The 25635-nt window shown below is 42.4% G+C and carries 25 protein-coding genes; 4 read left to right on the top strand and 21 right to left on the bottom strand.

Annotation, left to right across the window (positions count from 1 at the left end; genetic code table 11):
- The 4 genes from glyQ to A5886_RS06200 all read right to left on the bottom strand — a co-directional run bounded on the left by glyQ (position 1) and on the right by A5886_RS06200 (position 5258).
- Complete coding sequence (gene glyQ, locus A5886_RS06215; RefSeq protein WP_179190076.1) at positions 1-915, bottom strand: glycine--tRNA ligase subunit alpha; 915 nt, start codon at positions 913-915, stop codon at positions 1-3.
- A 14-nt stretch (positions 916-929) separates the two neighbouring features.
- Positions 930-1169, bottom strand: coding sequence for a hypothetical protein (locus tag A5886_RS06210; protein ID WP_086274145.1), 240 nt, complete (start codon positions 1167-1169; stop codon positions 930-932).
- Between the two features lie 313 nt (positions 1170-1482).
- The gene (locus A5886_RS06205) at positions 1483-3249 is read right to left on the bottom strand and encodes a glycoside hydrolase family 35 protein (protein WP_086274144.1); all 1767 of its coding nucleotides are present in this window, start codon (positions 3247-3249) and stop codon (positions 1483-1485) included.
- Positions 3246-5258, bottom strand: a complete 2013-nt coding sequence (locus tag A5886_RS06200) for a beta-galactosidase (protein ID WP_086274143.1) — start codon at positions 5256-5258, stop codon at positions 3246-3248. The genes A5886_RS06205 and A5886_RS06200 overlap by 4 nt, the downstream gene beginning before the upstream one ends.
- Positions 5259-5373: 115 nt before the next feature.
- Between A5886_RS06200 and A5886_RS06195 the strand changes: the two genes are divergently transcribed.
- Complete coding sequence (locus A5886_RS06195; RefSeq protein WP_086274142.1) at positions 5374-6183, top strand: AraC family transcriptional regulator; 810 nt, start codon at positions 5374-5376, stop codon at positions 6181-6183.
- On the opposite strand, the gene recO is transcribed toward A5886_RS06195, so the two are convergent.
- The 10 genes from recO to A5886_RS06145 form a co-directional block, all read right to left on the bottom strand.
- Positions 6177-6950: a DNA repair protein RecO gene (gene recO, locus A5886_RS06190; protein ID WP_086274141.1), complete on the bottom strand. Its 774-nt coding sequence runs from the start codon at positions 6948-6950 to the stop codon at positions 6177-6179. The genes A5886_RS06195 and recO overlap by 7 nt on opposite strands.
- A gap of 99 nt (positions 6951-7049) precedes the next feature.
- A complete protein-coding gene (locus tag A5886_RS06185; protein ID WP_086274140.1) occupies positions 7050-7277 on the bottom strand; it encodes a type II toxin-antitoxin system RelB/DinJ family antitoxin in 228 nt (75 codons plus the stop codon).
- Positions 7278-7449: 172 nt separating this feature from the next.
- Positions 7450-8355 (bottom strand): GTPase Era, encoded by a 906-nt coding sequence (era, locus tag A5886_RS06180; protein ID WP_086274139.1) that lies wholly within the window; start codon positions 8353-8355, stop codon positions 7450-7452.
- Between the two features lie 21 nt (positions 8356-8376).
- Positions 8377-8796 carry a diacylglycerol kinase family protein gene (locus A5886_RS06175; protein WP_086274138.1) on the bottom strand — a complete coding sequence of 140 codons (420 nt, stop codon included), beginning with the start codon at positions 8794-8796 and terminating at the stop codon, positions 8377-8379.
- Positions 8774-9247, bottom strand: a complete 474-nt coding sequence (gene ybeY / locus A5886_RS06170; protein WP_086274137.1) for an rRNA maturation RNase YbeY — start codon at positions 9245-9247, stop codon at positions 8774-8776. The genes A5886_RS06175 and ybeY overlap by 23 nt, the downstream gene beginning before the upstream one ends.
- A complete protein-coding gene (locus tag A5886_RS06165; protein WP_086274136.1) occupies positions 9247-11448 on the bottom strand; it encodes an HD family phosphohydrolase in 2202 nt (733 codons plus the stop codon). Before A5886_RS06165 ends, ybeY begins: the two co-directional genes overlap by 1 nt.
- A 24-nt stretch (positions 11449-11472) precedes the next feature.
- Positions 11473-12447: a PhoH family protein gene (locus A5886_RS06160; RefSeq protein ID WP_086274135.1), complete on the bottom strand. Its 975-nt coding sequence runs from the start codon at positions 12445-12447 to the stop codon at positions 11473-11475.
- 181 nt (positions 12448-12628) lie between these two features.
- Positions 12629-13078, bottom strand: coding sequence for a GatB/YqeY domain-containing protein (locus A5886_RS06155; protein ID WP_086274134.1), 450 nt, complete (start codon positions 13076-13078; stop codon positions 12629-12631).
- A 33-nt stretch (positions 13079-13111) separates the two neighbouring features.
- Entirely contained in the window at positions 13112-13288 is a 177-nt protein-coding gene (rpsU, locus tag A5886_RS06150) for a 30S ribosomal protein S21 (RefSeq protein ID WP_002356740.1), read from the bottom strand.
- A 160-nt stretch (positions 13289-13448) separates the two neighbouring features.
- Positions 13449-13880 (bottom strand): Fur family transcriptional regulator, encoded by a 432-nt coding sequence (locus A5886_RS06145; RefSeq protein ID WP_086274133.1) that lies wholly within the window; start codon positions 13878-13880, stop codon positions 13449-13451.
- 136 nt (positions 13881-14016) lie between these two features.
- Here A5886_RS06145 and A5886_RS06140 point away from each other — a divergent pair, with 136 nt between their 5' ends.
- Positions 14017-14865 carry a pyruvate, water dikinase regulatory protein gene (locus tag A5886_RS06140; protein ID WP_086276005.1) on the top strand — a complete coding sequence of 283 codons (849 nt, stop codon included), beginning with the start codon at positions 14017-14019 and terminating at the stop codon, positions 14863-14865.
- Between the two features lie 98 nt (positions 14866-14963).
- Here A5886_RS06140 and thrB read toward each other — a convergent pair whose 3' ends face one another.
- The 6 genes from thrB to trxB form a co-directional block, all read right to left on the bottom strand.
- On the bottom strand, positions 14964-15833 hold the full coding sequence (gene thrB, locus A5886_RS06135) for a homoserine kinase (RefSeq protein ID WP_086274132.1): 870 nt from the start codon (positions 15831-15833) through the stop codon (positions 14964-14966).
- Positions 15830-16888, bottom strand: coding sequence for a threonine synthase (gene thrC / locus A5886_RS06130; protein WP_086274131.1), 1059 nt, complete (start codon positions 16886-16888; stop codon positions 15830-15832). The genes thrB and thrC overlap by 4 nt, the downstream gene beginning before the upstream one ends.
- Complete coding sequence (locus A5886_RS06125) at positions 16888-18132, bottom strand: homoserine dehydrogenase (RefSeq protein WP_086274130.1); 1245 nt, start codon at positions 18130-18132, stop codon at positions 16888-16890. Before A5886_RS06125 ends, thrC begins: the two co-directional genes overlap by 1 nt.
- Positions 18133-18248: 116 nt before the next feature.
- On the bottom strand, positions 18249-18542 hold the full coding sequence (locus tag A5886_RS06120; protein WP_086274129.1) for an ArsR/SmtB family transcription factor: 294 nt from the start codon (positions 18540-18542) through the stop codon (positions 18249-18251).
- Positions 18543-18644: 102 nt separating this feature from the next.
- Entirely contained in the window at positions 18645-20372 is a 1728-nt protein-coding gene (locus tag A5886_RS06115; protein ID WP_086274128.1) for a phospho-sugar mutase, read from the bottom strand.
- Between the two features lie 144 nt (positions 20373-20516).
- Positions 20517-21449 (bottom strand): thioredoxin-disulfide reductase, encoded by a 933-nt coding sequence (gene trxB, locus A5886_RS06110; protein ID WP_086274127.1) that lies wholly within the window; start codon positions 21447-21449, stop codon positions 20517-20519.
- A gap of 186 nt (positions 21450-21635) precedes the next feature.
- Between trxB and A5886_RS06105 the strand changes: the two genes are divergently transcribed.
- Both A5886_RS06105 and A5886_RS06100 read left to right on the top strand, forming a co-directional pair.
- Positions 21636-23021 carry an MATE family efflux transporter gene (locus A5886_RS06105; RefSeq protein ID WP_179189984.1) on the top strand — a complete coding sequence of 462 codons (1386 nt, stop codon included), beginning with the start codon at positions 21636-21638 and terminating at the stop codon, positions 23019-23021.
- Between the two features lie 147 nt (positions 23022-23168).
- Positions 23169-23639, top strand: coding sequence for a glutathione peroxidase (locus A5886_RS06100; RefSeq protein ID WP_086274126.1), 471 nt, complete (start codon positions 23169-23171; stop codon positions 23637-23639).
- A 1060-nt stretch (positions 23640-24699) separates the two neighbouring features.
- Here the strand turns inward: A5886_RS06100 and A5886_RS06090 are convergent.
- Positions 24700-25125, bottom strand: a complete 426-nt coding sequence (locus tag A5886_RS06090; RefSeq protein WP_086274125.1) for a thioredoxin family protein — start codon at positions 25123-25125, stop codon at positions 24700-24702.
- Positions 25126-25635: the final 510 nt, after the last annotated feature.

Here is a 25635-nt window from a genome sequence, read left to right as displayed (position 1 = left end):
TTATTTTTCCTCCTCAATCAATGTTTGGGCAATTGCAGGATCCAATAATGGATAGCCGAGATTTTTTCGTTCAGCCACAAACAATTTTGCAACTTGTCTGGCCATGTTTCGGATACGCGCAAGATAACCAGCCCGTTCAGTGACCGACACCGCACCTCTTGCATCCAACAAGTTGAAGGTATGGCTGCATTTCAAAATATAATCATAGGCTGGATGCACCAAACGCGCATCAATACAGCGGGTTGCTTCTTTTTCAAAACGATCAAAATTACCGAGCAATAAATCTTGATCACTGATTTCAAAAGAATATTTTGAGTGCTCAAACTCAGGTTGACGGAAAATTTCGCCGTATTTAACACCAGCTGACCATTCTAAGTCATAGACACTTTCGACTTCTTGGATATAAGAAGCCAACCGTTCCAAGCCATAAGTGATTTCTGATGTAACTGGTTTACAAGCCAAGCCTCCCACTTGTTGGAAGTAAGTGAATTGGGTGATTTCCATACCGTCTAACCACACTTCCCAGCCGAGACCAGCACAACCCATTGATGGGTTCTCCCAGTTGTCTTCAACAAAGCGGATATCATGGGCCAATGGATCGATCCCTAACAAACGTAAACTTTCAAGGTATAGCTCTTGAATGTTCTCTGGTGAAGGTTTCATCACTACTTGGAATTGGTGATGTTGGTACAACCGATTGGGATTTTCACCGTAACGTCCATCCGCCGGACGACGGGAAGGTTCTACATAAGCCGCATTCCAAGGTTCAGGACCAATCGCTCTTAAGAAGGTATAGGGACTCATGGTGCCGGCCCCTTTTTCTGTATCATAGGCTTGCATCAGCATACAACCGTTGTCTGACCAAAATTTTTGTAATGTCAAAATCATCTCTTGTACCGTTAATTTACTCATTATTTTCTTCCTCTCTTTTAAAGGGCATTGACAACTGGATAAAATTCTACCACTGAGCCAGGAATCAATTTTACTTCGACTACGCTGTTTTCTAATAAGTGATCTGCCAGATCATAGATCATCTGTGCAGGCTCTGTTGTGAATTGATGGATCACTTGGTCCGCTTCTTTGATAAACACCTGTAAAGGAATACTTGCCAAGACCTTTAGTTGCTTTTCTTGAAACGCACTTACGGGAATCGTCATATCGAATAACATGCTACGCCTCCTTCACTTTGATTGTTGAATCATCTTTATTGACCTTACATAAACAAAAAAGTCCCTATACCTATACGTTTCGTATAGATATAGGGACGATAACATTCGCGGTTCCACCCTACTTCCGTTCACACGGCAGCTTCATTTGCTTGTGCTCACGGACGCCTGCGAAAATAAGGTTCCTACTTGGCTCTCACTATTCCAAGTTCGCTGAGTGGAAGGGTCTTATTTCTTTTTTTCCGATCATGGCACTGATTCAATTACCCTTATCATAGTAGGTAACAGGGGTATTTGTCAATGATAAATGTGTTTCTTATTGATTTGATTGAATTGGACCTAAATCTGCTTGGTCATGGAAAATGATCGTATCACCTACGATGCCATCACTTTCAAAAACAATGATTTCATTTGCTCCTTCTTTCAGGAACGGTGCTGGCACATAGCCTCGTTTTTGCGGTCCTTCTTGCCAAAAACGACCGATGTTGTGCCCATTGACAGTGACAAACCCTTTTCCCCATCCGGGTAATTCGATAAAAGTATCTGCTGTTTCTTCAATCGTTAACGCAAAACGAGAAAAACTCGGCTGACCAGCCTGCCAGTCACCAGAAAAATCAACGTCAGCTACATTGTCCATTGGCAAAGGATAGATCATCCATTCACTTTGGAAAGCACCATTGACGATCACGCCGTCTTTAATGCCCTTGTATTGATGATTCATATGAACCGAATAATTGACCCGCCCCATATTTTCTACTAGAATGCCTAATTCGTTCTCTGCTGCCGTTAAATCGATTTGATTGGTTTTGCCGAGGTCATGATCGTAATCGATTCGAATCAGTTCGTCATTGATAAAGGTATGAGCACGATCCATGCAATGGATCAAGCGATAATCTTCGATCTTGCGAGCAGGTCCAATCGCCGAGTGGTAATAAATATAACCCGTAGCTTGATTGACTTGCTCCATAGATAATGGATAGTTGCTTGCGATCGGTTGGCTGATCGTATCGATCGTTGCAAACAAAGAGACGCGATCTTGTACTGTCACAGTGCCGTATCCTTTTCGTTTGATGGTTGTACTTAAAGGAAAATCGGGCAGCGGTACGATCTGACCGATTACATCACGGAAAGCCTGATATTTTTCGGTTGGTTCCCCCCATTCAGTCAATAAAGCATCATAATCATAACTGGTGACATCCGGTGCCAGTCGTTCATAGTAATTGGCGCCATTCATAAAGCCGAAATTGGTGCCACCATGGAACATATAGATGTTGACTGACCCTTGTGCCAAGCAATCTGTTAGCTCTTTGACCGCATCTGTTGTCGAAGTGGTGTGATGATGGTCATCTCCCCACGCATCGAACCAACCAATCCAAAATTCCATGACCATCAACGGTTTTTTCACGCCATGAAATGCTTTCAACCGTTCAAAATGCCCATTGATGTTTGACCCGCAATTAATCGTTGCCAACGCGAGATCTTGGATACTGCCATTTTCCAGCATATCGTGCCAAGGCCCATCTGAAGTAACCAACGGGGTTTTTACACCGGCAGTCCGCATCGCAGCAGTCATTTTTCTGAGATAGTCTTTGTCGTTGGCATATCCGCCATATTCATTCTCGACTTGCATCATTAAAATCGGTCCGCCTTGCGTGTATTGCAGATCATTGACTTGCAGAAATAAGTGACTGAAATAACGATCGATCTTCTCCATAAACGGTGGGTAATCAAAGCGTAACTTCATCTGCGGATCTTGCAACAGCCAGTATGGCAACCCGCCAAACTCCCACTCTGCGCAGATATATGGTGCTGGGCGCAAGATTACATATAAGCCGACTTCTTGCGCAGTCTGAATAAAGCGGCGCAGATCTAACCCACCGTCAAAACAGTATGTTCCTTCCTGCGGTTCATGCATATTCCAAGGCACATAGGTCTCGACTGTATTGCAGCCCATTAACCGCAGTTTTTCTAAACGATCCCGCCAATACTCAGGTACTACCCGAAAATAGTGGATCGATCCGGAAATGAATTTGAAGGGTGCTTCATCCAGATAGAAATCATCGGTAATTGAAAAAGTCGTCATTTGTGTCGCTCCTCTTTAATGATATACGTGGTATATTGCGATAATGTTTGGTTTTTTTCGAGGATCGCCCCAGACAATAGATCTGTTTTGCCAACAAAATAAGCCGGTAAAGGTTGTGCCTCTGCTTCAAAGTTGATCAAGAAATAATAGTCATGACTTTCGCTTTGACGGCGAGTGATCTCGATTGCTGTTTGCGCTGCGATGATTGGTTCGATCGCGGCCGTTTCTTTGACCGCTGTCATCAGAAGGTCGAAAGCATCCTGATCCAACTGCGTCCCGAAATAAAAGACTGTGCCTTTCCCATAGGTATGTTTGGTGACAGCAGGCATCCCCGCATAAAAATTGCTTGTATAAACAGCCAGTGCTTCAGCGCCTTCTAGATGAATCAAATCACTGACTAAGCGACTGCTGCCCTTTAGGCGTTCATTGATTTGGACTTGATTGGTTTGCTCTGGTGCCAGCGCATCTATTTCTTCCACCCAGATACCAGCTAGTTGCCGCAATGGACCAGGATAGCCGCCTAAGTGGACATTGTCAGATTGATCCACAATGCCGCTCATATAAGTAGTGACCAAGGTACCGCCCGTTTCAACAAAGTCCGTCAACTGCTCTGCGACACCTTCTTTGACCATATACAATACAGGTGCAATCACTAAGTCATAATCTGTCAGATCTGCCGTCACTGACACCATATCCACAGGAATATTCTGGTCATAGAAATAGCGGTAATATTGGTGGATCTGATCCACATAAGTCAAATCGATCGTCGGTCCGCTGGTATATTCCAAGGCCCAGTAATTATCCCAGTCAAAAATGATCGCTGTTTTGCCATGATTGCCTGTACCCATGATTTCCCACAATTGCGTCAATTCCTTGCCCAAGTCAGCTGTCTCACGAAAAACCCGTGTCTCTTCATGGCCAACATGTTCAATGACTGCACCATGGAACTTTTCACAGGCGCCAATCGAACGACGTAATTGGAAAAACTGGATCGTATCTGCACCGTGGGCGATCGTTTGATAGCTTTGCGCCCGCATCTGCCCGGGCTTTTTCAAAGAATTATATGGTTGCCAATTTTGTTGCGAAGGTGTCTGCTCCATCAGCATAAAAGGTTGCTGCTTTAGTCCCCGCATCAAATCATGGGTCATAGATACCAAGCTCCAAGGAGTGTTATACGCAGGATAATTATCCCAAGAAACAATATCCATTTCCTTGGCCCACTTGAAGTAATCCAATCCTTTGAAAGTCCCCATCAAATTGGTGGTCACTGGTGTTGTGGGATCAAATCTTCGAATCGCATCTCTTTCCATTTTAAAGTTTTCTAACAGACTATCGGAACTAAAACGGCGATAATCGATCGATATGCCAGCAAAAGCCGTTTTGTCATGGCTAATCCCTTCGGATAACGCATTTGGCAAGACAATTTCATCCCACTCATAGACAGTATGGCCCCAGAAGGACATATTCCAAGCTTTATTTAAAGCATCGATCGTCTGGTATTTATCTTTCAGCCACACCCGAAAGGCTTTTTCGCATTGCTCGCAATAACAATCCCCTTGGTATTCATTGTTGATATGCCAACACGTCACATGGGGGTTGTCACCATAGCGCTCAGCCAGTTTGCCGGCAATCGCAGCCGCATATTTTTGATAGACCAAACTATTGGGACACGCGTTATGTCTTTGACCAAATTTATGATGTCGTCCTTGATAATCCGTCCGACCAACTTCAGGGTATTTTTTGAACATCCATGCTGGCAGCGCACCGGTGGCTGTAGCCAACACAATGTCTTTGTCTTCCTTGCTAAGCATCTCAACGATCTGATCGAGCTCAGAAAAATCATAGACATGTTCAGAAGGTTGGATCTGTGCCCAAGAAAACACGTTGATCGTTGCGCTGTTGATATTGGCCTTCTTAAACATCTGCATATCCTCTTGCCAAATATCTTGTGGCCATTGATTCGGATTGTAGTCACCGCCAAATAAGATTCTGTTGAATACAGGTTTCATTTGTTGTATTGCCTCCTTTAAAATGATTACTTGTTCCCATTGTAAGGCTTTACATTTTTGTGTAATATAAGACTTATAACAGTATTTTATTATTATTCGAAACAAGGAGGCGCTTATGCCAATCTACTTTTATCCATCTGGACACCATCTGCCCCTCAACATTGAGAGTATTGGCAATCATTGGAACCAAGACACCGTGCATAGACCCCAAGGCTATCCTTACTATCATTGGCTGCAGAGCAATCAAGGACAAGGAAAGATCCAGATCGGTGACCAGACATTCATGTTGCCTGAAGGCGCAGGTATCTTGATTTTCCCTTTCACCCCCCACAGCTATGCACCGATGTATCATCAGTGGGAAACTTCATTCGCGACGTTTTACGGTTCTCTAGCAAGTGACCTGCTGCAGTCCTTTAGCCAAGAAGGATATGTGCTAATTGAAAACAAACAGCATTTGATGTCCAGTGATTGGATCGATACCTTGATTGCTGCTGATCAGCAAGGCAGTTCTGATCCATTGCGCACATCTAGCCATTGCTATCATTTTTTGCTGTCACTCATGCAAGAAAAACAAGGGATCTTGACCGAACAGCATCCTCTTTATCAACAAATACTGGCTCCTGTGATAAAAGAAATCGAAACGAACTATGATCAGAATCTGACGGTCAAGCAGTTGGCAGGGATGATGTATGTTTCCCCCCAATATCTTGCCCGCTTGTTCAATCGCTTTCTGGGTCAATCCACATCGCAATATTTGCTGAATTACCGCATCAATCGTGCCAAAGAATATCTCGTCGCTCAGAAACATTTGCCAATCCAACAAGTGGCATTTGCTGCTGGCTTTCAAGATGCCAGTCATTTTACCGCATTATTCAAAAAAAAAGTCGGCATCACTCCAATGAAGTTTCGCCGACTCTATCATTGATCTTTGGGTTTTAACACATCTTGCCAGGCACCCATTTGATCGATAAACTTTTTACTTTTTAAATGAATACCAACATATTCATCATATAGTGCATCCAAAAATATACGTATCGCTTGTTTGGTACCCGCCTTTAATTGGATCGAGGCAATTTGGTCATAAGAGATTTGGGCAAACAATCGTGCAAAATGAATGGCTTTCGGGTCTGCATGGTAGCGACGATCATCTTGTGACCAGTGCTGCTCACAGAGCACCCCATTATATTTTGACGAATAATCGAAACGCCCTTCCGTCTTCCCACAAACAGCACAGTGATGCCAATTAGGTGACACCCCAAAACGCTGCAGCAATTGGATTTCAAAGATATTGGTAATGATCTCAGGATCATTGCCTTGGTCCAATAACGTTAACGCTTCATGCAAAAATTGATACAGATGCGGATCATACACCCGATCTTCGATAGCGACATCCGCCAAACTCAGCAAATAAGAGGCATAGCCAGCAATAAAGATGTCTGCTTGGATGTTTCTGAAAGGATGAATATCCTTGGCATTGTTCAAAAACGACAACCCCTCACCGCGAATCGTTCCGATATATACGGCCTCCGTATATGAAATCAAGGCCGGCGCCAAGGGGTTGTTTTTGCGATGCGCCCCTTTCACGTAAAACATTTGTTTCCCCGCTGATTCAGTAAAAATTTTGACCAATTTGTCTTTTTCCTTATGGTCACGGGAAAACAGGAGAATTCCTTTGGTTTCTGCTAGGTTCATGTTAATCCCTTCTTTTAATGATATGCATCTATAATCATTTTCTTAAAATCACGTCTAAAACTTGGCGTATACTCAATCGTCAGCATGCGACTGTTCCATTCATTCTTCGATAGAATCTGCTTTCGTGACAATTCCATGTTCAGCTTCATATCGAGCCACTACATCATCTAATGTTTCAGCTCCTGGCTGAAACGGCAATTTACGTTCTCTCACACTTTGCTTCAAAAATACGGTAACGGCAGTCGTCAAGTCCATGCCTAGCTCTGCGTATAATTCTTTCGCTTGTTCTTTCAAATCATCGTCGATTCGAATACTGAGTCTTGACATCTTCTCACTCCCTTTCATCTATTTATTATACCACTTTGTACATCCATCGGATGTACACAAAGCAGTTTATAACATATTTATTCGTAAAGGGTCAAAAAAACTGACGCAGTTCATCACTGGTCAGTTTCTTTGTTCTTCCTCTGTCCTATCAAGTTGACGCTGATTGATCGACTTAATATTCGTCTTGACGATAGCCATAATCCGTCAAGAAGGTTTGTTTGTCGCGCCAATCTTTTTGGACTTTGACCCATAATTCTAGATAGACCTTATCATCAAGCAGATGTTCGATGTCTAAACGGGCTTTCGTGCCGATTTGTTTCAGCATTTTGCCACCCTTGCCAATGATGATCCCTTTTTGACTGTCTCGTTCAACCACGATCGTGGCTTGGATATGCACTTTGTCATTGTCATTGTCATCACGTTTCATGGAATCAACGACTACCGCCACAGAGTGGGGTACTTCATCCCTAGTCAGCAACAAGACTTTTTCGCGAACCAATTCCGAAACGATAAAATATTCCGGGTGATCTGTGATTTGATCATCAGGGAAGTACTGCGGACCTTCTGGCATGATATCCGTCAACAATGACATCAATTTTTCGAAGTTGTTGCCTTCTGTAGCAGAAATCGGCACGACTTCCGCAAAGTCCATTTGTGCCGTGTAGTCTTCGATAATCGCCAATAATTGATCAGGATGCACTTTATCGATCTTGTTGATGACAAGAAAAACCGGTGTCTGGTTTTGACGTAAACGTTCGATAATAAAGTCATCACCTTTGCCCCGTTTTTGGTCGGCACTGATCATAAACAATGTCACATCAACTTCTCTAAGGGCACTATAGGCAGTTTCCACCATAAAGTCGCCTAAGCGATGTTTGGGTTTATGAATGCCTGGCGTATCAATAAAGATCAATTGGGCTTCGTCTGTTGTGTAGACCCCTTGGATCTTGTTTCTGGTGGTTTGTGCTTTGTCGCTCATAATTGCAATTTTTTGTCCTACTACGCGATTCAATAGTGTAGATTTGCCGACATTTGGTCGACCAACGATCGCAATAAAGCCTGATTTGTGAGTTGTCATTTGTGTTCCCCTTTATATGGTTTATAACCAATTTGTAAGTAAAGTATAGATTCTAGGTATAAAGATGATCGCAGCAACCACTAAAGCGAAAATAGCGGTCATGAGTACAGCGCCTGCTGCCATATCTTTGATTTTTTTGCCAATCGGATGAAAGTGAAAATCAGTGAACATATCGACCACATTTTCAAATACCGTATTGATGATCTCGACGATCCAGACCAAAAAGACCGCCAGTAAGAGCCAAAGCCACTCCATTTGGTGCAAACGGAATACAAATCCAGCAATAATGGCCAAAACACCTAATAAAACATGTTTGCGCATATTGCGTTCTTCTTGAAAAACCGTTTTGATGCCAGTTGCAGCAAACCCAAAGGAAGCGATGAATTGTTTGTTCTTCTCAATATTCTTATCTTTATTCTTATCTTTTGAGTCCATAGGCATCCAATATTTCCTTTTGCAGACCGAACATTTCCTTTTCATCGTCTGGTGTCATATGGTCATAGCCGTTGATATGCAAGAAACCATGCAAAGCCAAAAAGCCTAATTCACGATCGTAGCTATGCCCGTATTCCTCAGCTTGTTCTCGGGCACGCTCGATAGAGATCATAATATCGCCTAGATCCCTTGGCATAGCCTCCATTTCTTCGTCAAAAATGATCGGCATTTCATCGGTTTCTTCTTCAAATGCAAAACTGATCACATCGGTTGGCATATCTTTGTCACGGTATTCGCGATTGATGATTTGGATTGCGGCATTATCCATGAACGTAACGGACATTTCGGTATCTTCTGGCAACTTGAGATAACTTGCTGCAAATTGTAGCAATGCATCGATTTCTTGCGTTTTGTTTTCTCCTACTGAATTGGTTTCATCTATAAAGGTAATCTCCATTAGCGCTCTCTTCTTTCTTGTTCTTCTTTCATTTTTTCAGCTTCTGACTTCATTTTAGGATATTTGATCCGTGAATGGAACGTACTGCATAAGCCATTGACCAATGATTTTTCGATCATGCGTATTTCTTTCAAGGTCAGACCAGTTTCATCAAGTTGACCATCTAAAATTCGATCATTGATCAAATTGGCCACAAACTCTTGAATCTTCTGGTTGGTTGGATTGTCCATTGCCCGAACTGCTGCTTCGCAACTATCAGCAATGCTGACAACCCCGGCTTCTCTCGTTTGCGGTTTCGGTCCAGGATAACGGAAATCAGCTTCGGTTATCTCCGGATTGCGCTCTTTGGCTTTGACATAAAAGTAGCGCATCAGTGTCGTACCATGATGCTGGCGACAAATGTCCACCACCATCCGCGGCATATGTGCTTCTTCTAAAATGACTGCACCATCGATCACGTGACCGAAAATAATTTGCTTGCTGTCTTCCGGCAACAAAAAGTTGTGGGGATTTTCAGCACCTGCAGGTAAGTTCTCCACAAAAAAATTGGCATGCTTGACTTTGCCGATGTCATGGTAATAACAAGCCACACGAGTCAATAAGCTTTGACCACCAATTTCAGCAACGGCATTTGCACTCAAATTCGCCACCATCATACTGTGGTGATAGGTGCCAGGTGCTTCTTCCAAAAGTTGTTTCAACAATGGATGATTGGGATTGCTCAATTCATTGAGGACGATCATACTTTCGTCAGAGACTAGTAATTCGATATATGGATGCAAGCCCATCGTCAACAAATAACTTAACAGCGAACCCGCCAATCCACAAACGATCGTTGTCCACGTATTGCCGCGGGCAAAGTCCATCCCTTGGAAAATCACCAACATCGTGCTGAGTAACAGCGGAAACAAAATCACCCAGACGATTGCCGTTTTCCCTTGACTGGCAATCCGCGCTCGTTTGACCATCGTCCCCATCAGTCCACTAAACAGATAGGTCACTAAAACGGTCGTCAGCAAGTTGGTACCGCTGGAATCAAAGTAAATAAATAAAGCAGCGATCACTTGAAATGCAGCTGACAAAATCCCTAAACGCCGACTCGAGAAAATACTCAGAATCAACGGAGTAAATGCCGCTGGGAAAAACAGTGGAATAAAGGTCACCAATTCTGATTGGAACAATTGGAAAAACTTCATTAGTAAAACGCTAAAGACCATGGCGATCACGTAAAAAGTGACAGCATTCAAGCGCTTCTCATTGCCTTTGGTCTGACGCGTGTAGTAAAAGACCATCAACATCTGCAAGACCATAGCCAAGAGCAACGCAATCAATGGAAAGACCGAAAACGTCTGATTGGTCATCCCAAGCAGCTGCAGTTTCTCTAAAGAGTTCGCATCGATTTGAGATCCTTCTCGAACAATGATCTCCCCTTGATAGATCATTACCGGCTGCACCGCATCCATTGCTGTTTGTCTTGCCTCTTCTGTCCGCTTTTCGTTCGGGAAGTCATTGACAACGATCCCTTGATTGACGATAAAGCGCAAGACACTGCCCATATCAGAGGTAACATCCAAAAACTGGACTTTATCGACTGCCTCTGAGCGAAAAGTGCTTAACTCCGATTGACGGATTTGTTTGGCCATTTGTTCATCGACCAATTGCAAGGCATACGTCCGAACCGTATTGAGTTCATCGTCACTTAGAGAAAACAATGTCGTCAAAAAGTTGGTCGTCAACGCTTGATAAAAATCGAGCTCATCATCACTTAATTTCTCAAATTCTTTTTTGAGCGCAGCGATATACTCATCCGTATCCGGTTTCGGTACATTTTCATCTTCATCGGCATCGGCGACTTGCTTGTCATAATCCGCTTTGATTTCAGCGTTGACTGTAGTAACCAGCTCAAAAAGATAATCCACCCGATCATGCTGGGTTTGTGCCAAGCCATCTTGATAAGTATATTCTGGAGAAACAGCCTCGGCCGCTAGGGTCCGCTTTTGCTCCGTCGCCGTTGTGTTTTCAATGGTTTTGTTGGCACGAATATTCTCTTCTGCCACTTGGCCTTCACTGTAATCGACATTGTTTTGTTGGACACTGCTGTACATGATGCCTACAGAAAAAACAAAAAAGAATAAAAGCAGCACGGGCAAGTAGAACTTCCCTAGCCGTTCACGAAATTTCTTTAATGATTGAATGATCATAATTTCCCTCCCAAAAGACAAATTTTATCGTTTGTCTTTAAGATCTGCTTCATCATATGCTTTGATGATATCTGCAACAACTGGATGCCGTACAACATCCCCAGCATCAAAATGAGCAAAGGCAATCTTTGGTATTCCTTTTAAGGTTTTTTCGGCATGGATCAAGCCGCTGAGCGTGCCCTTGGGCAAATCAATCTGGCTCGTGTCGCCATTGACGATCATCTTGGAATTAAAGCCCAATCGGGTCAGAAACATTTTCATTTGTGCAATGGTGGTATTTTGCGCTTCATCAAGAATCACGAATGCATCTTCCAATGTCCGCCCCCGCATATAAGCCAATGGCGCAATTTCGATCACGCCTCTTTCCATTAAGCGATTGGTATGATCCATCCCGAATATTTGATACAACGCATCGTAGACAGGACGTAAATACGGATCGACTTTTTCCTTTAGATCCCCTGGCAAAAAGCCAAGGTTTTCGCCAGCTTCAACAGCAGGACGGGTCAAAATGATTTTTTGGACTTGACCTTTTTTCAGTGCGGCGATCGCCATAACAACGGCCAAGAAGGTTTTCCCAGTTCCGGCTGGTCCGATGCCAAAGACGACATCATGGGTATTGACAGCATCAATGTATTTTTTCTGTCCCGCATTTTTGACACGAATCGGTTTTCCGGTCCGATCTTTCACTAGCTCTTCTTCATACATATCTTTAAAATAATCCAAACTGCCTTTGTTGACCATATTCAAAGCCGTAATGACATCTGGTGTACTGATATTGATGCCCCGCTTGATCAATTCTTGCAATGCATGAATGACGGACTGGGCTTTATTCGCGGCCGTTTCTTCACCGACGATCTGAATCAATTCTCCTCTGGTGTGAATCAACGTACCTGTCGAATCTTCGATGACTTGGATATGTTTATCATGGGCACCGAGCAATAAACGAACATCATCATTCTCGGTTAATTTGATATCGATTGTTATTGTTTTGTCAGTCAAATAGTGTACAGCTCCTTTTTAGGCATTCTCACTTATCATACCATATCTTGATAAAAAGCAAAATTACTTCTATTGTATGAAGGCGTTTCCGAGACGGTTTATTCTTTTTTTAAGAAATACGCAATTGGTGCGAAAGACAACAAAAAAGCCGCAAGTATAGAATCATACTTACGGCGTGATCTCACATTTGATCTAATAATTCTTTGACGATCGCATTGACTTGATTGCCATCTGCTTTGCCCTTGACTTGAGGCATGACAGCACCCATGACTTTACCAAATTCTTTGGCGGAAGTCGCGCCTGTTTTTTCGATCGCACCGGCAACGATTTGACGAATTTCTGCTTCATCTAATTGTGCTGGCAAATATTTTTCAACAATTGTAATTTCAACTTTGACTTTTTCAGCAAGATCTTGACGGTCTGCTTTTTCGAATTCGTGTAAAGAATCGCGACGCTGTTTCATTTCACGCGCCAATACGGTCAATTCTTCTTCATCATTCAATTCAGCGCCTTTTTTGATCTGCTCATTTTGAATCGATGCCTTCAACATGCGAATCACCTGCAACGTGTCTTTGTCTTTGGCTTTCATCGCTGTCTTCATGTCATCATTCAGTGTACTTAGTAGTGTCACACTACCAGCTCCAATTCTCAAAACAGTAGAAAATTAGAATTTTTTGCGTTTTCTAGCTGCTTCAGATTTTTTCTTACGCTTTACGCTAGGTTTTTCGTAAAATTCACGTTTACGAGATTCCTGTAAAGTACCCGCTTTTGACACGGAACGTTTGAAGCGACGAAGAGCATCGTCAAGTGATTCGTTTTTGCGAACGACTGTTTTTGACATGTAAATTCCCTCCCTCCGAGCTTAAAAAGTAACCGTAGTTGTTATTGAAATTAAATCCCAAAAAACACGACTGTCCTTTAAAAATTATAGCTAACCCCTGAAAAAGTGTCAAGGCATTCTCGCAAAAAAAACGCACTTGTTACAAATAATGTTCAGGTTTTCATTGGCAATCTTCACAACGCCCTAATATTTCAAAGCGATGGCTTTCAATTGTACAACCTGGAATCTGTTGTTGGAAAAAATCCATCGGGCAAATATTCAATTCTTTGGTCTTGCCGCAAACGGTACAGATAAAGTGGTGATGGTGATGATCTTCAAGTTCTGCACAACAATTGTAGCGAAATTTCTTCTCACCGTTCAATTCTGTTTCTTCCAAAATACCGATCTCGGAAAAATCATGCAGATTTCGATAGATCGTATCATAACTCAAGCCAGGATATTTTTCTGACATAAATTCGTGGATCTCTTTTGCCGGCAGATAACGGTTACGTTTTACCATATACGTAATAATCGCTTCCCGCTTTTTGGTATACTTAAAGCCATTTTCTTTCAATATCGTCATGGCATGTTCGATCATTGGTTTGTTTTGCATAGCAACCTCCTGTTAAATCAAAATCGTTCCGATTTTTATTGGTCTTATGTATGGTATAATGAAATCATCAAAAAAGCAAGAAAGGAATGTCACTATGACCTCAAATGACCAACCCGTACAACCTTTATCTGAAAAAATGACCGAAAATGCAACAGTTGTTACGATTTTTGTTTTATCTGATTCTGCTGGAGAAACAGCATCCAAGCTGGCGCAAGCCACGATGGCCCAATATCCAGGTGTCGAATTCAACTTATTCCGCCGGACCTTTATCCACACCAAAGAATTATTGATCAAAGCTTTGTCTGACGCAAAAAAACACAATGCCATCATCTTACACACCTTGATCAATGGTGATTTAGTTGACTTGACCAATCACTTTTGCGAAGAAGCCGCTCTTTACCATTTTGATGTGCTGACCCCTCCTGTAACAGAAGTTGAACGCCGCACAGGCATTGCACCATCCAGAGAACCCGGTGCGCTGCATCATCTCAATGAAAATTATTTCAAACGGATCAAAGCCATGGAATTTGCGGTGATGTACGACGACGGCAAAGACCCTCGAGGATTTTTGGAAGCAGATGTCGTTTTGCTCGGCGTTTCCCGTACGTCGAAAACACCGTTAAGTTTGTTTCTGGCAAATAAAAACTTGAAAGTAGCCAATTTGCCTTTGGTACCGCAAGCCCATATTCCCAAACAATTATGGGAAATCGATCCGCAAAAAATCGTTGGCCTGACCAATGATCCCAACGTCTTGAACAGTATCCGTAAAGAACGGATGCGCTCCTATGGCTTAAACCCTGATTCTGCCTATTCTGATATTGAAAAAATCAAGGCAGAACTAGCCTTTGCCGGTGATCTCTATGAAAAACTGGGATGCGTGGTGATCAACGTTGCGTCACTATCAATCGAAGAAACCGCCTCAATGATTCTCAATGCCCTGAATTTAGAAGACCACAGTTATTATAGTTCTGAACCAAGAGATTGATCCATTGCAGCAAAAATGCATAATGAAAAACCAATCGCGTTTGTCAACAGAAGCCGTTGCTTCTGCTACAAACGCGATTGGTTTTATTTGTGATATGATCAAAAGACTTGGACGCCTTCTCGTTCGATCTGCAACAGCTCGATCGATGCCTCAGGTTCTAAAGCCCGAAGCAAACGTAAGATGCGTTCTGAATGGTCTTCTGGGACGATGGCCAATACCGTAGGGCCCGCACCACTCAAGAAACAGCCATAGCCGCCTTCTTCTTCACAGATTTGGCGAATCGTAGACAGATGCGGCACCATTTTTTCACGATAACTTTCATGGAAACGGTCTTGCTGCATCAATTGCCCCGCCAAAGGCAAATTGCCATTGATCAAAGCAGCAATCATCACATTGGCGATTGCGCTGGCTTCGACGGCTTGCTGAAATGATAGTTCTTTCGGCAAGACATGTCGACTTGTTTCCGTCAACAACTCATGATCTGGAATGTAGGCAATGATATCACACTCTGGAAAGTGATGCTTGACCAAGTACGTATGTTTGCTTTGGTGGTCATAGGCAGTCACAGCAAAGTCGCCATAGATTGCTGGACCAACATTGTCCGGATGCCCTTCGATCGCCGTAGCGATCTCCAATTTTTGCGCAGCACTTAAATTCATGTTGCCCAAACGATTGGCCAGCTCAATGCCTGCCACGATCACAGAAGAACTGCTGCCCAACCCTCTTGCCAAGGGGATATCAGAGGTCATTCTGATTTGATGAGGCTTCATCGACGGTGCCAATTTCAAAGCCACACGTAACAATAGATTGGATCGGTCTGTCGGTACTTCTTTGCCAAGTTCATGAATGATTTCCCACTCTGAACTTTCTTTTAGCACTTCAATCACCAAATATTTGGAGAGAGCTATCCCGCAGGAATCAAAACCAGGCCCTAAATTGGCGCTAGTTGCAGGAACGCGGATCTTCATAGTTGGGCAACTCCTTCACGTAAATGTTGACGCATTTCTTCTAAATCACTCATTTTGTTGATCGTTACTTCGGTTGCTGAAATAGCAGTATCTGGATCTTTCAAGCCGTTTCCAGTGAAGACAGCCACCACTGTTTCGCCTGCTTTGATTTTTCCGTCTTTCACATGTTGGATGACGCCAGCCAATGATGCAGCTGAGCCCGGTTCGATGAAGACACCGTCTTGCGCTGCGATTTTCCGATAGGCGTTCAAGATTTCTTCATCCGTCACTGCATCGATGTGTCCATTTGACTCATCTCGCGCAGCTTCTGCTAAATGCCAGCTTGCTGGATTACCGATGCGAATTGCAGTCGCAATCGTTTCGGGCTGCTCGATCACTTCACCACGAACGATGGCTGCTGCACCTTCAGCTTCAAAGCCATGCATTCTTGGCAATGCTGTCCCTTGTTTCTCATGCCATTCCTTGAATCCTTTCCAATAAGCGGAAATATTGCCGGCATTTCCCACAGGGATCGCCAAGACATCAGGTGCTTGCCCTAATTGTTCGCAGACTTCGAAGGCCGCTGTTTTTTGTCCTTCCAAACGATAAGGATTGACGGAGTTGACCAAGGCAACCGCTTCTGTTTCGGCAATATCTCGGACTGCTTTCAACGCTTCATCAAAATTGCCTGGGATCGAAATGATATCTGCTCCATAGACTATGGCTTGTGCCAATTTACCCATTGCGATCTTGCCATCAGGAATCACGACGTAGGCTTTGATGCCCGCTCTTGTTGCATAGGCAGCAGCTGCCGCACTTGTATTCCCAGTAGACGCACAAACGATGGCTTTCGCCCCTTCTTCCACTGCTTTCGCTACGGCCATCACCATGCCGCGGTCTTTAAATGAGCCAGTTGGGTTCAAGCCTTCATACTTGCCGTATAAAGTGATACCCAGCTCTTTAGATAAACTAGGCAACGGGATCAATGGTGTATTGCCTTCTGCCAATGACAATTGCGGTGTTTTTTCTGTTACAGGTAAATAGTCTTTATATTGATGTAATAGTCCTTGATACATTAGAATTCCTCCATTACTTTCATCATTTGGATCCCAGCGCTGTTGCCAAATCGTTCTTCTACAAACTGCTGAGTGATTGGTTTTGTCAGGTAGGCACTGCTGCCATTGCTGTTTTGTTGAGGTGGTACTGTTGGATCGATCACCTCTGCGATCGTTTCTGACAGATCAATGTCTGATGAACACGACAGATAATAGCGATCGACTCTTTCTGTTGCTGCTGCCAAATGAGCGGGCGCATCAAATTGAATGAAGGGTGCAACGATGCCATCAGCTCTGTGCTTGGCTAATTCCGTTAAGTCAGCGACCACACTGGTTGCTGTTGGTCTAGAACCAGCCCCCGGTCCGTAGACCATTGATTGACCGATGCCCGTACTCTTGATAAAGACACCATTGAATTCAGATTTGATGGAAGCCAAGGCGTGGCTTTGCGGTACCAAAACTGGACCTACCGAAACAGCAACAGCGCCAGCGGTATTCTTTTGTGCAGCGCCGATCAACTTAACATCGTAGCCAAAGGCCGCGGCTTGCTGGATATCTTCGATCGACAGCCCACGGATGCCTTTGATATCGATGTCCGCTAAATCAATCGTCATACCAAAAGCAAATTTGGTCAAAATCACCATTTTATAGGCCGCATCGATCCCGTCGACATCATTGGTGGGGTCAGATTCGGCAAAGCCCTTTTCTTGTGCTTCGGACAAAGCTTCTTCATAGGTCAACCCTTCAGCGACCATCTTCGTCAACATATAATTCGTGGTACCATTGACGATTCCGAAAATATCGGTGATCGTATCTGGCAGATAATGGGTACTCAGTGTACGTAGGATAGGAATACCGCCACCAACACTGGCTTCAAAATACAAGGATACCCCTGCTTTCTCTGCTGCGGCCAATAGCTCTGGGCCATGGGTGGCAATCAGATCTTTGTTGGCAGTCACCACATGTTTCTTGTGTGCCAATGCCGCCAGGATAAATTCTTTCGCCGGGTTGATCTTGCCAATCAGCTCAACGATGACATCGATCTCAGGATCGGCAAAGATTTCTTCCACCGTGGCGGTCAAAGAAAAACCATATTTATCAGCAATCGCTGACTTATCTTCGTAAGGTGAAGCCAATGCTCTGGTGATGGTGATCTCCACCCCTGTACGTGCTTTGATCGCTGCTCGCTGCTCTGAAAGCACCTGACAAACCCCGCTGCCGACAACACCCATTCCTAATAATCCGACATTTAATTGCTTACCCATAATGCCCCCTAACTGAAAACGTTATTAAAAACCGTTCATCTGATTTTAATTTTTCTACTAGCATACCAAAAAGAATAGGAAAAAACTAGGACTTTCGAGAAATTCTCGTCCTAGTTTTAACGGTGATGGATATGTTCGAATGTTTTCTGCAAAATATCGACAACATGTTTGTCATCTAGACTATAAAGGATGGTTTTTCCTTGCCGTTCCGATTTAATGATCCGATTGTCTTTCAGCAATTTCAGCTGATGAGAAACCGCTGATTGCTCCATATGTACTTCTCCTGCAATTGAGGTGACATTTCTTTCACCCTCTTGCAAGGACAACAAAATTTTTAAGCGTGTGGGGTCACTTAGCATCTTGAACATTTGTGTCACTTGCTGGATTTCTTCTGGCTGTGGTGTGGACATAGGCTTGAGCCTCACTTTCTTGTAGCATTTTAGCGCGGTAAAGCTGCACTTGTCAAATTGAATCAAAAGCACTCAGAAAAAAACATTCTGAGTGCTTCCCGATTATTCGCCGGTGATTTCTTCGATCGCTGCTTGTAAATCAGCAATTTTTTGTTCAGCATCTGCAGCTGATTCACCTTTGACACCAATATAAAACTTGATCTTCGGTTCAGTACCAGACGGCCGAACAGCGATCCAACTTTCATCTTCTAAGGTATATTTCAATACATCAGAAGGTGGTGTCGTCATTTTTTGCATATGGCCATCTAAGCCCACACGTGTCAATAATTTGAAATCTTCTGTTTGTACGACAGGTGTGCCGGCAAAAACAGATGGTGCTTTCTCACGGAATGTTTTCATCAAGGCCGCAATCTTGGTTGCACCTTCCATACCACTCATGGTTACGGAGATTGTTTTTTCAGCATAGAAGCCATATTCTGCAAAGATGTCTTGCAAGCCATCATACAATGTTTTGTCAAATTGTTTATAGAATGCCGCCACTTCTGCTAACAGAACCAATGCTTGAATGGCATCTTTGTCCCGGACAAAAGGTTTCACTAAATAGCCATAGCTTTCTTCAAAGCCGAACATAAAGGTTTGAGCGTGATCTTCTTCATATTGTTGGATTTTTTCCGCAATGAATTTGAAGCCAGTCAACACATTGAACATATCAACATCATATGATTTGGCAATCGCTGTCGGTAGTTCACTTGAAACGATCGATTTCAACACAGCCGCATTCTCTGGTAACGAGCCGGCTTGTTTGTGGGCTTCTAAAATGTAGCGAATCATTAAAGCGCCGATTTGGTTTCCAGTCAATACTTGATATTTGCCATTTGGCATTTTGACAGCTGCCCCTAAGCGGTCCGCATCCGGGTCAGTGGCGATCAACAGATCTGCCCCTTCTTTTTCCCCTAAGGCGATGGCATATTCGAAGGCTGAATGCTCTTCAGGATTCGGTGATTGAACAGTACTGAAATCTGGATCAGGCTTCCCTTGAGAGGGCTCGATCACAAACTGTTCAAAGCCGGCTTGAGTCAATGCTCTTTCACCCAACATGCGGCCGGTTCCATGTAATGGTGTATAGACTAATTTCAGATCTTTGCCGGTTGCGGCAATCAAATCATGATCGATAGTCACGCTTTTGATTTCTTCTAAATAAGCATCATCGATTTCAGCGCCAACGATATGGATCAAATCGCTGGTTTTCGCTGCTTCTTCAGACAACACTGGAATAGCTAATGGATTGTCGATTTCGCGAACAAACGCTGTCAACGCATCCGCATCAGCAGGCGGCATTTGTCCACCGTCTTCACCATAGACTTTATAGCCATTGTAGGCTGCTGGATTATGAGAAGCTGTGATCATGATTCCAGTAAAGGTTTTCAAATAACGCACTGCAAAAGATAATTCAGGCGTCGGACGCAAGCTTTCAAACACATACGAGGGAATATCATGTTGCGCCAATGTGCGCGCTGCTTCCATCGCAAATTCTGGTGAGAAGTGACGAGAATCATAAGCGATCGCTACACCTCTTGCTTTGGTTTCTGGATCTTGGGTATCCATAAAGCGTGCTAACCCTTCAGTCGCTTGACGAATCGTGTAGATGTTCATTCGATTGATTCCAGGTCCTAAGATGCCCCGCATCCCTGCTGTACCAAATTCTAAAGGCATATAGAACGCATCTTCCAGCATCGCAGGATCTTCTGCTAATTCTGTTAATTGCCCTTTCAAGGTATCATCTAAATGTTGACTAGATGTCCATTGCTCATAGGTTTCTTTCCATGACATAAAACAACCGCTCCTTTTTCTTTCATTCACTTTAAAAATAGTATAACACTACTTTAAACATTCGCAAAGAATAACCATACGCAAAATAAAACAAGCTGTTATTAAACCTGTGTCGGTTTTAAAAATAACAGCTTGTTCAAATTTCTATTGTACGATCTCGATATCTTTTTGGGTTTCGATGAAATCAAAGACTTGTTGTCCAGCGATACTGCCATCACCGACAGCAGTCGTGATTTGACGCAACCCTTTTTCTCTAACGTCGCCAACCGCATAGACACCAGGAATGGCTGTTTCCATTTGATCGTTGGTCAAGATCCAACCAGCATCATTGGTGATACCGCTCGCTTTGAAAGGTTCAGTCAACGGATCCAAGCCGACATAGATGAAGACACCGCCTGCCGCTTCTTCCGTCACTTCACCGGTCTTCACATTTTTGATTTGCACACCAGTTACGACCATATCATTGCCTACGATTTCTTCTACGACTGAATCCCAAATGAATGAGACTTTTTCATTGGCAAAAGCGCGGTCTTGAATGATTTTTTGCGCCCGCAGTTCATCACGACGGTGAACGATCGTTACTTCTGAAGCAAATTGCGTCAGATAGATGGCTTCTTCAACAGCAGAATCCCCACCGCCAACAACGATTAGACGTTTGTTGCGGAAAAATGCACCGTCACAGACAGCACAATAAGACACGCCGCGGCCAGCGAATTCTTCCTCGCCTTTGACACCCAGTTTTCTATGTACACAACCAGTTGCAATGATCACAGTTTTGCCTTGATAGGTCTTATCTTCTGTTACAACTTCTTTGTATGTACCTTGATCAGTGATTGTTTGAACGATCCCATAGGCATTTTCCACACCAAATTTAATGGCACCTTCATACATTTTAAAGGCCAATTCCGGTCCCATGATTGATTCGAACCCAGGATAATTTTCTACTTCTGCCGTATTGTTCATTTGGCCGCCAGGGGCACCTCTTTCGATCATCAAGACCGATAGATTCGAACGTGACGCATACAGTGCTGCAGTCATCCCTGCAGGACCTGCGCCGATGATAATTACATCATACATACTATTCCCTCCATTTTTGGACTATCCATACTTTACTTTCAAACGCAGTTTCTTTCAACTGTTTTGCTTACAAAAAATAATAAGATAGTCCGGTATTTTCTTTTGAAAATTACATTGACTTTATTTTCAAATTTTGTAAAATTTTCACGATACATCTATTATATAGAAAATAAGGAGTCCTTACAATTGAATAAGAAAAAACTTTTAGGTATGTCTGATCGCGAGCTGCTCTTCCTTAGTTGGCCGATTTTCGTGGAATTATTTTTGCGGGTAGTCATCGGGAATGTCAACGTCTGGATGATCTCGCATTATTCTGAGCCAGCTGTTGCTGCTGTCAGTGCCGCCAATCAACTATTGAATTTAACTGTCTTTATTTATGGCTTTATAACGGTCGGTACCCAAATCATCATCGCTCAATTGATCGGTGCCAAGCAACGAAACAAAATCCCCGCTGTGATCAACACCGCATTATTCGGTTCATTGTTCCTTGGTGTACTGATCAGCTTGATGTTTATCTTTGGTTCGACGTACTTATTGCGCTTTATGGGTCTGGATACAGAGTTGGTCGATTTAGGCCGAGGCTATCTGCAAGTATATGGCGGCAGTTTGTTTGTCTCTTCGCTAACAGCAGTGATCATTGCTGTGATGCGTAGCCATAGCTTTACCAAACCAGCCTTGTTGGTACCGATGTTTGCCAGTATTCTAGCAGTTATCGGCAACTACTTCGTCTTGTACAGTCCATTTGGTCTGCCAAATTTTGGCGTTACTGGCTTGGCTTTCTCCAGCGTTTTCGGCAACACGATTGGCTTGATCGTAGCAGCCTATCTATTGAAGAAACATGTCAATTTCTCGGTGCTGTCCGCTCGTTGGAAGCACGTCTCTTGGCCGATGATGAAAAACATCTTGACCTATGGCCTGCCTTCATCTGGTGAATCCTTGTCCTATCAAGGCGCCCAAGTCGTTGTCACAATGATCGTTGCCCAATTGGGTTCCAGTGTATTGATTGCCAAATCCTATGTGACTGCCATCACCCAATTCGTGTATTTGATTGCCTCTGCCTTGAGCCAAGGGAACCAAATCATGATTGGACGTAATGTCGGCGCCGGAGAATTCGATCGTGCCCACAAACGCGGCATGCGCACCATGGTGATCGGCATCATCGCTTCTGTCGTAATCTGTCTATTGACGTATCTTTTCATTGAACCAATCATGGGTATCTTCACTACCAACCAAGATGTGATCGAGATTGCCAAAGGCGTCTTCTTGGTGGAGATTGTTTTAGAGACTGCCCGTGCCGTCAACATGATCTTGGTCGGCTCACTGAATGCCAGCGGCGATGTGAAGTTCCCTTTGATCTGCAGCCTTGTCGTCCTTTGGGTCATCAGTTTGCCTTTCTCCTATTCATTAGCCATCGTCTTCAAATTTGGGCTGATTGGCGTGTGGATCGCTTATGCCATTGATGAAGCCTTACGCAGTATCTTGATGATCTATCGGTGGCATTCAGGCGTGTGGAAGACAAAATCCGTGGTTCATCCCCAAGAACCAGAAACAGAAGTCATTTCAGAAGTCTAAAGATATGTACTGCAGCGTGAATTTCAGCTGCAGTTTTTTTATCGTCTTCACAAAAGCACATTATCTGCAAAAGAACTATCTTTGGTTATTTTTGTTCTTTTGCCGTATACTTGTGTCAACGACAGCTATACAAAGGAGATTATTTCGATGTCCATCTATGATTTTACAGTAACCAATGAACAAGGAGAATCTTATCCCCTATCTCGTTATCAAGGGCAACCAATGATTATCGTCAATACGGCAACAAAGTGCGGACTCAGTCCTCAATTCAAAGATTTGCAAGCACTGTATGATACTTATAAAGACCAAGGCTTGATGATCCTCGGCTTTCCTTCCGATCAGTTCAAGCAAGAAGTCGCATCTGCCGGCGAAGCAGCTGAAGCCTGCCGCACCACCTATGGCGTTGACTTCCCAATGCACCAACTGACAATCATCAATGGCAAACAAGCCGATCCACTGTTTCAATATCTGGAAGAAGAAGCGCCCGGCACATTAGGCAAAGCCATCAAATGGAACTTTACAAAGTTTTTGGTTGACCGCCAAGGCCAAGTCGTCGAACGCTTTGCACCTAAAACCAATCCAATGAAAATGACAGAGAGCATAGAGAAAGTTCTTTAAAAGTTTTTAAAAAGACTCGTGATAAACATCCCCGACCGATAGAAATAGGTTGGGGATGTTTTATGGTTTTGTATAGTATTCTCTTATTCAATCTAATACGTTTAACTTAACACATACAATGTTTTAATAATAATGATAGTCGAGAACCACTACCTTCAGTCAAAGAATTAGTAATTGACTCAGAAATTGAAGAGTGGCTCAATGAAGACTAACGAAATCCTAACAGTACATGTGGCGTTTATGCATAAAGACGGTGGTAAGCGCAGGCCAATATTGGTTGTAAGAGATAAAAAATAGAATTGAATTTTTTAGCATTACAAGGCAATACGACAATAAGTCTGATTCAATCATACGCGTCTATTTTCCAATTTTAGACTGGGAAAAGCTGGTTTACAGAAACATTCTTGGATAGATGTTGGGACGATAAGAGCCTTGAATAAAGATAAGAAGAACATTACTTATAGAAAAGTTGGTCAATTAACGAATTCTGACATGATAAGACTGAATCAATTTTAACTGAATTATATGGAACAAAAGAGTAACCAATATGAATTTAAAAAAAGTGAGGTTTCTGATATGCTGATACTATCGATCGAAAAATGGGAAGATAGTCATATTCTGAGATTACCTGAATGCTTGATGGACTTTGTTGATTACATACAAATGATACAGTCAAATAAAAAAAGAAGAAGTCGATACAAAAACGATTGTTCACTGAACTTATCATGGAAGTTTAGTTAACCATTGGAACATTATTTGCAGAAATATTTGGGGGGAAATTTAAAGTAAATCTACAATACATAGGCGAAACAGTAGATGATTCAAAATAGTATGTATTTTGAATTTCAGCCTTTTCATAAATAAAGTTTTAGAAAATAATTGATAAAAATCAGTATGTTTTTCGGATATTCAAACAAACAACGGCAGTTAAGATGATTCTTAAGCAATCAAAGATTATCGGAACTGCCGTTGTTTTTATAATTATTAGATAAATCTTTGCCGTTTGACAATAACTTGCTTATATCAATCAAAGGATTTACATAATCAATTTAATCAAATTTTAATTATCGCTGTAAGTTTCAAAAAAATCTATAACCTCAACCTGAGTATGTAAGCCATTAAGTTGACTGATTACTTCACCATATTCTACATAGATAATTGTTGGAACAGCAACAATTTCTAAAGATTCTATTAATGCTAACATTTTTTCTTCATCTTCATCTCTAGCTTTATCTGTATTGAAATAGTACAAATTATTATCAAGTTCTTCTAAAGCATTTTCTAAAATACTCTCAAAATCTTCACATATAGGACATGTTGGTCTACCTATATATATGAAAAATTTAGAATCACTTTCCAAAGCTTGTGCTAATTCCTGATTTCTTACTTCAATGAGAGAACTATTTGTTATTGAACAACCACTGACTATTAGGAAAACAGATAAAAAAAGTACTCTCCCAAAAATTTTAAACAAGAATCGTTTCATTATAACCACCTTTTAAAATGAAAAATTTAACACTACAGTAAAAAATGTAACTTCCTTACAGTGCTGAAAATTCTCTTACATGCTGTTTGAGAGGATTTAGCATTTATCGAGAAATAGAACAAACTTAAAGGATCAGTGTTTGTGTAAGAAGTAGGTATCGATTCTGTGTGTTACAGCTCACTATCTTGTCAGTCATCTGAAATCAATCAAGAAAAATTGATTCTCTAACAATTCCACTGAAACTACTCGCTTACTTTACTTACCTACTTGATATTTGAACCAGCAGAGAACTGGTTGACTAGACATCTTCCTAATGACTGTTTCGATAAAAAAGTTGATGTAGTATTCATTTTCATTTTAAATCTACTATTGCTGGACTAAAAGTCATCCATTGAGTAAGTATTCGTCATTTTTACAATTTTAAAAAATTAATTCCGGAATTTTATGATAGATCATTCGCGACATTAATATCATATAATCTAACAAACAAGCGTAAATATTGTAATAGCT

Origin of the sequence: Candidatus Enterococcus testudinis (assembly GCF_002140915.1) — a bacterium.
GTDB lineage: Bacteria > Bacillota > Bacilli > Lactobacillales > Enterococcaceae > Enterococcus_D > Enterococcus_D testudinis.
Note: the sequence above shows the minus strand (reverse complement) of the source record. Positions and strands in the feature narration are given on the sequence as shown.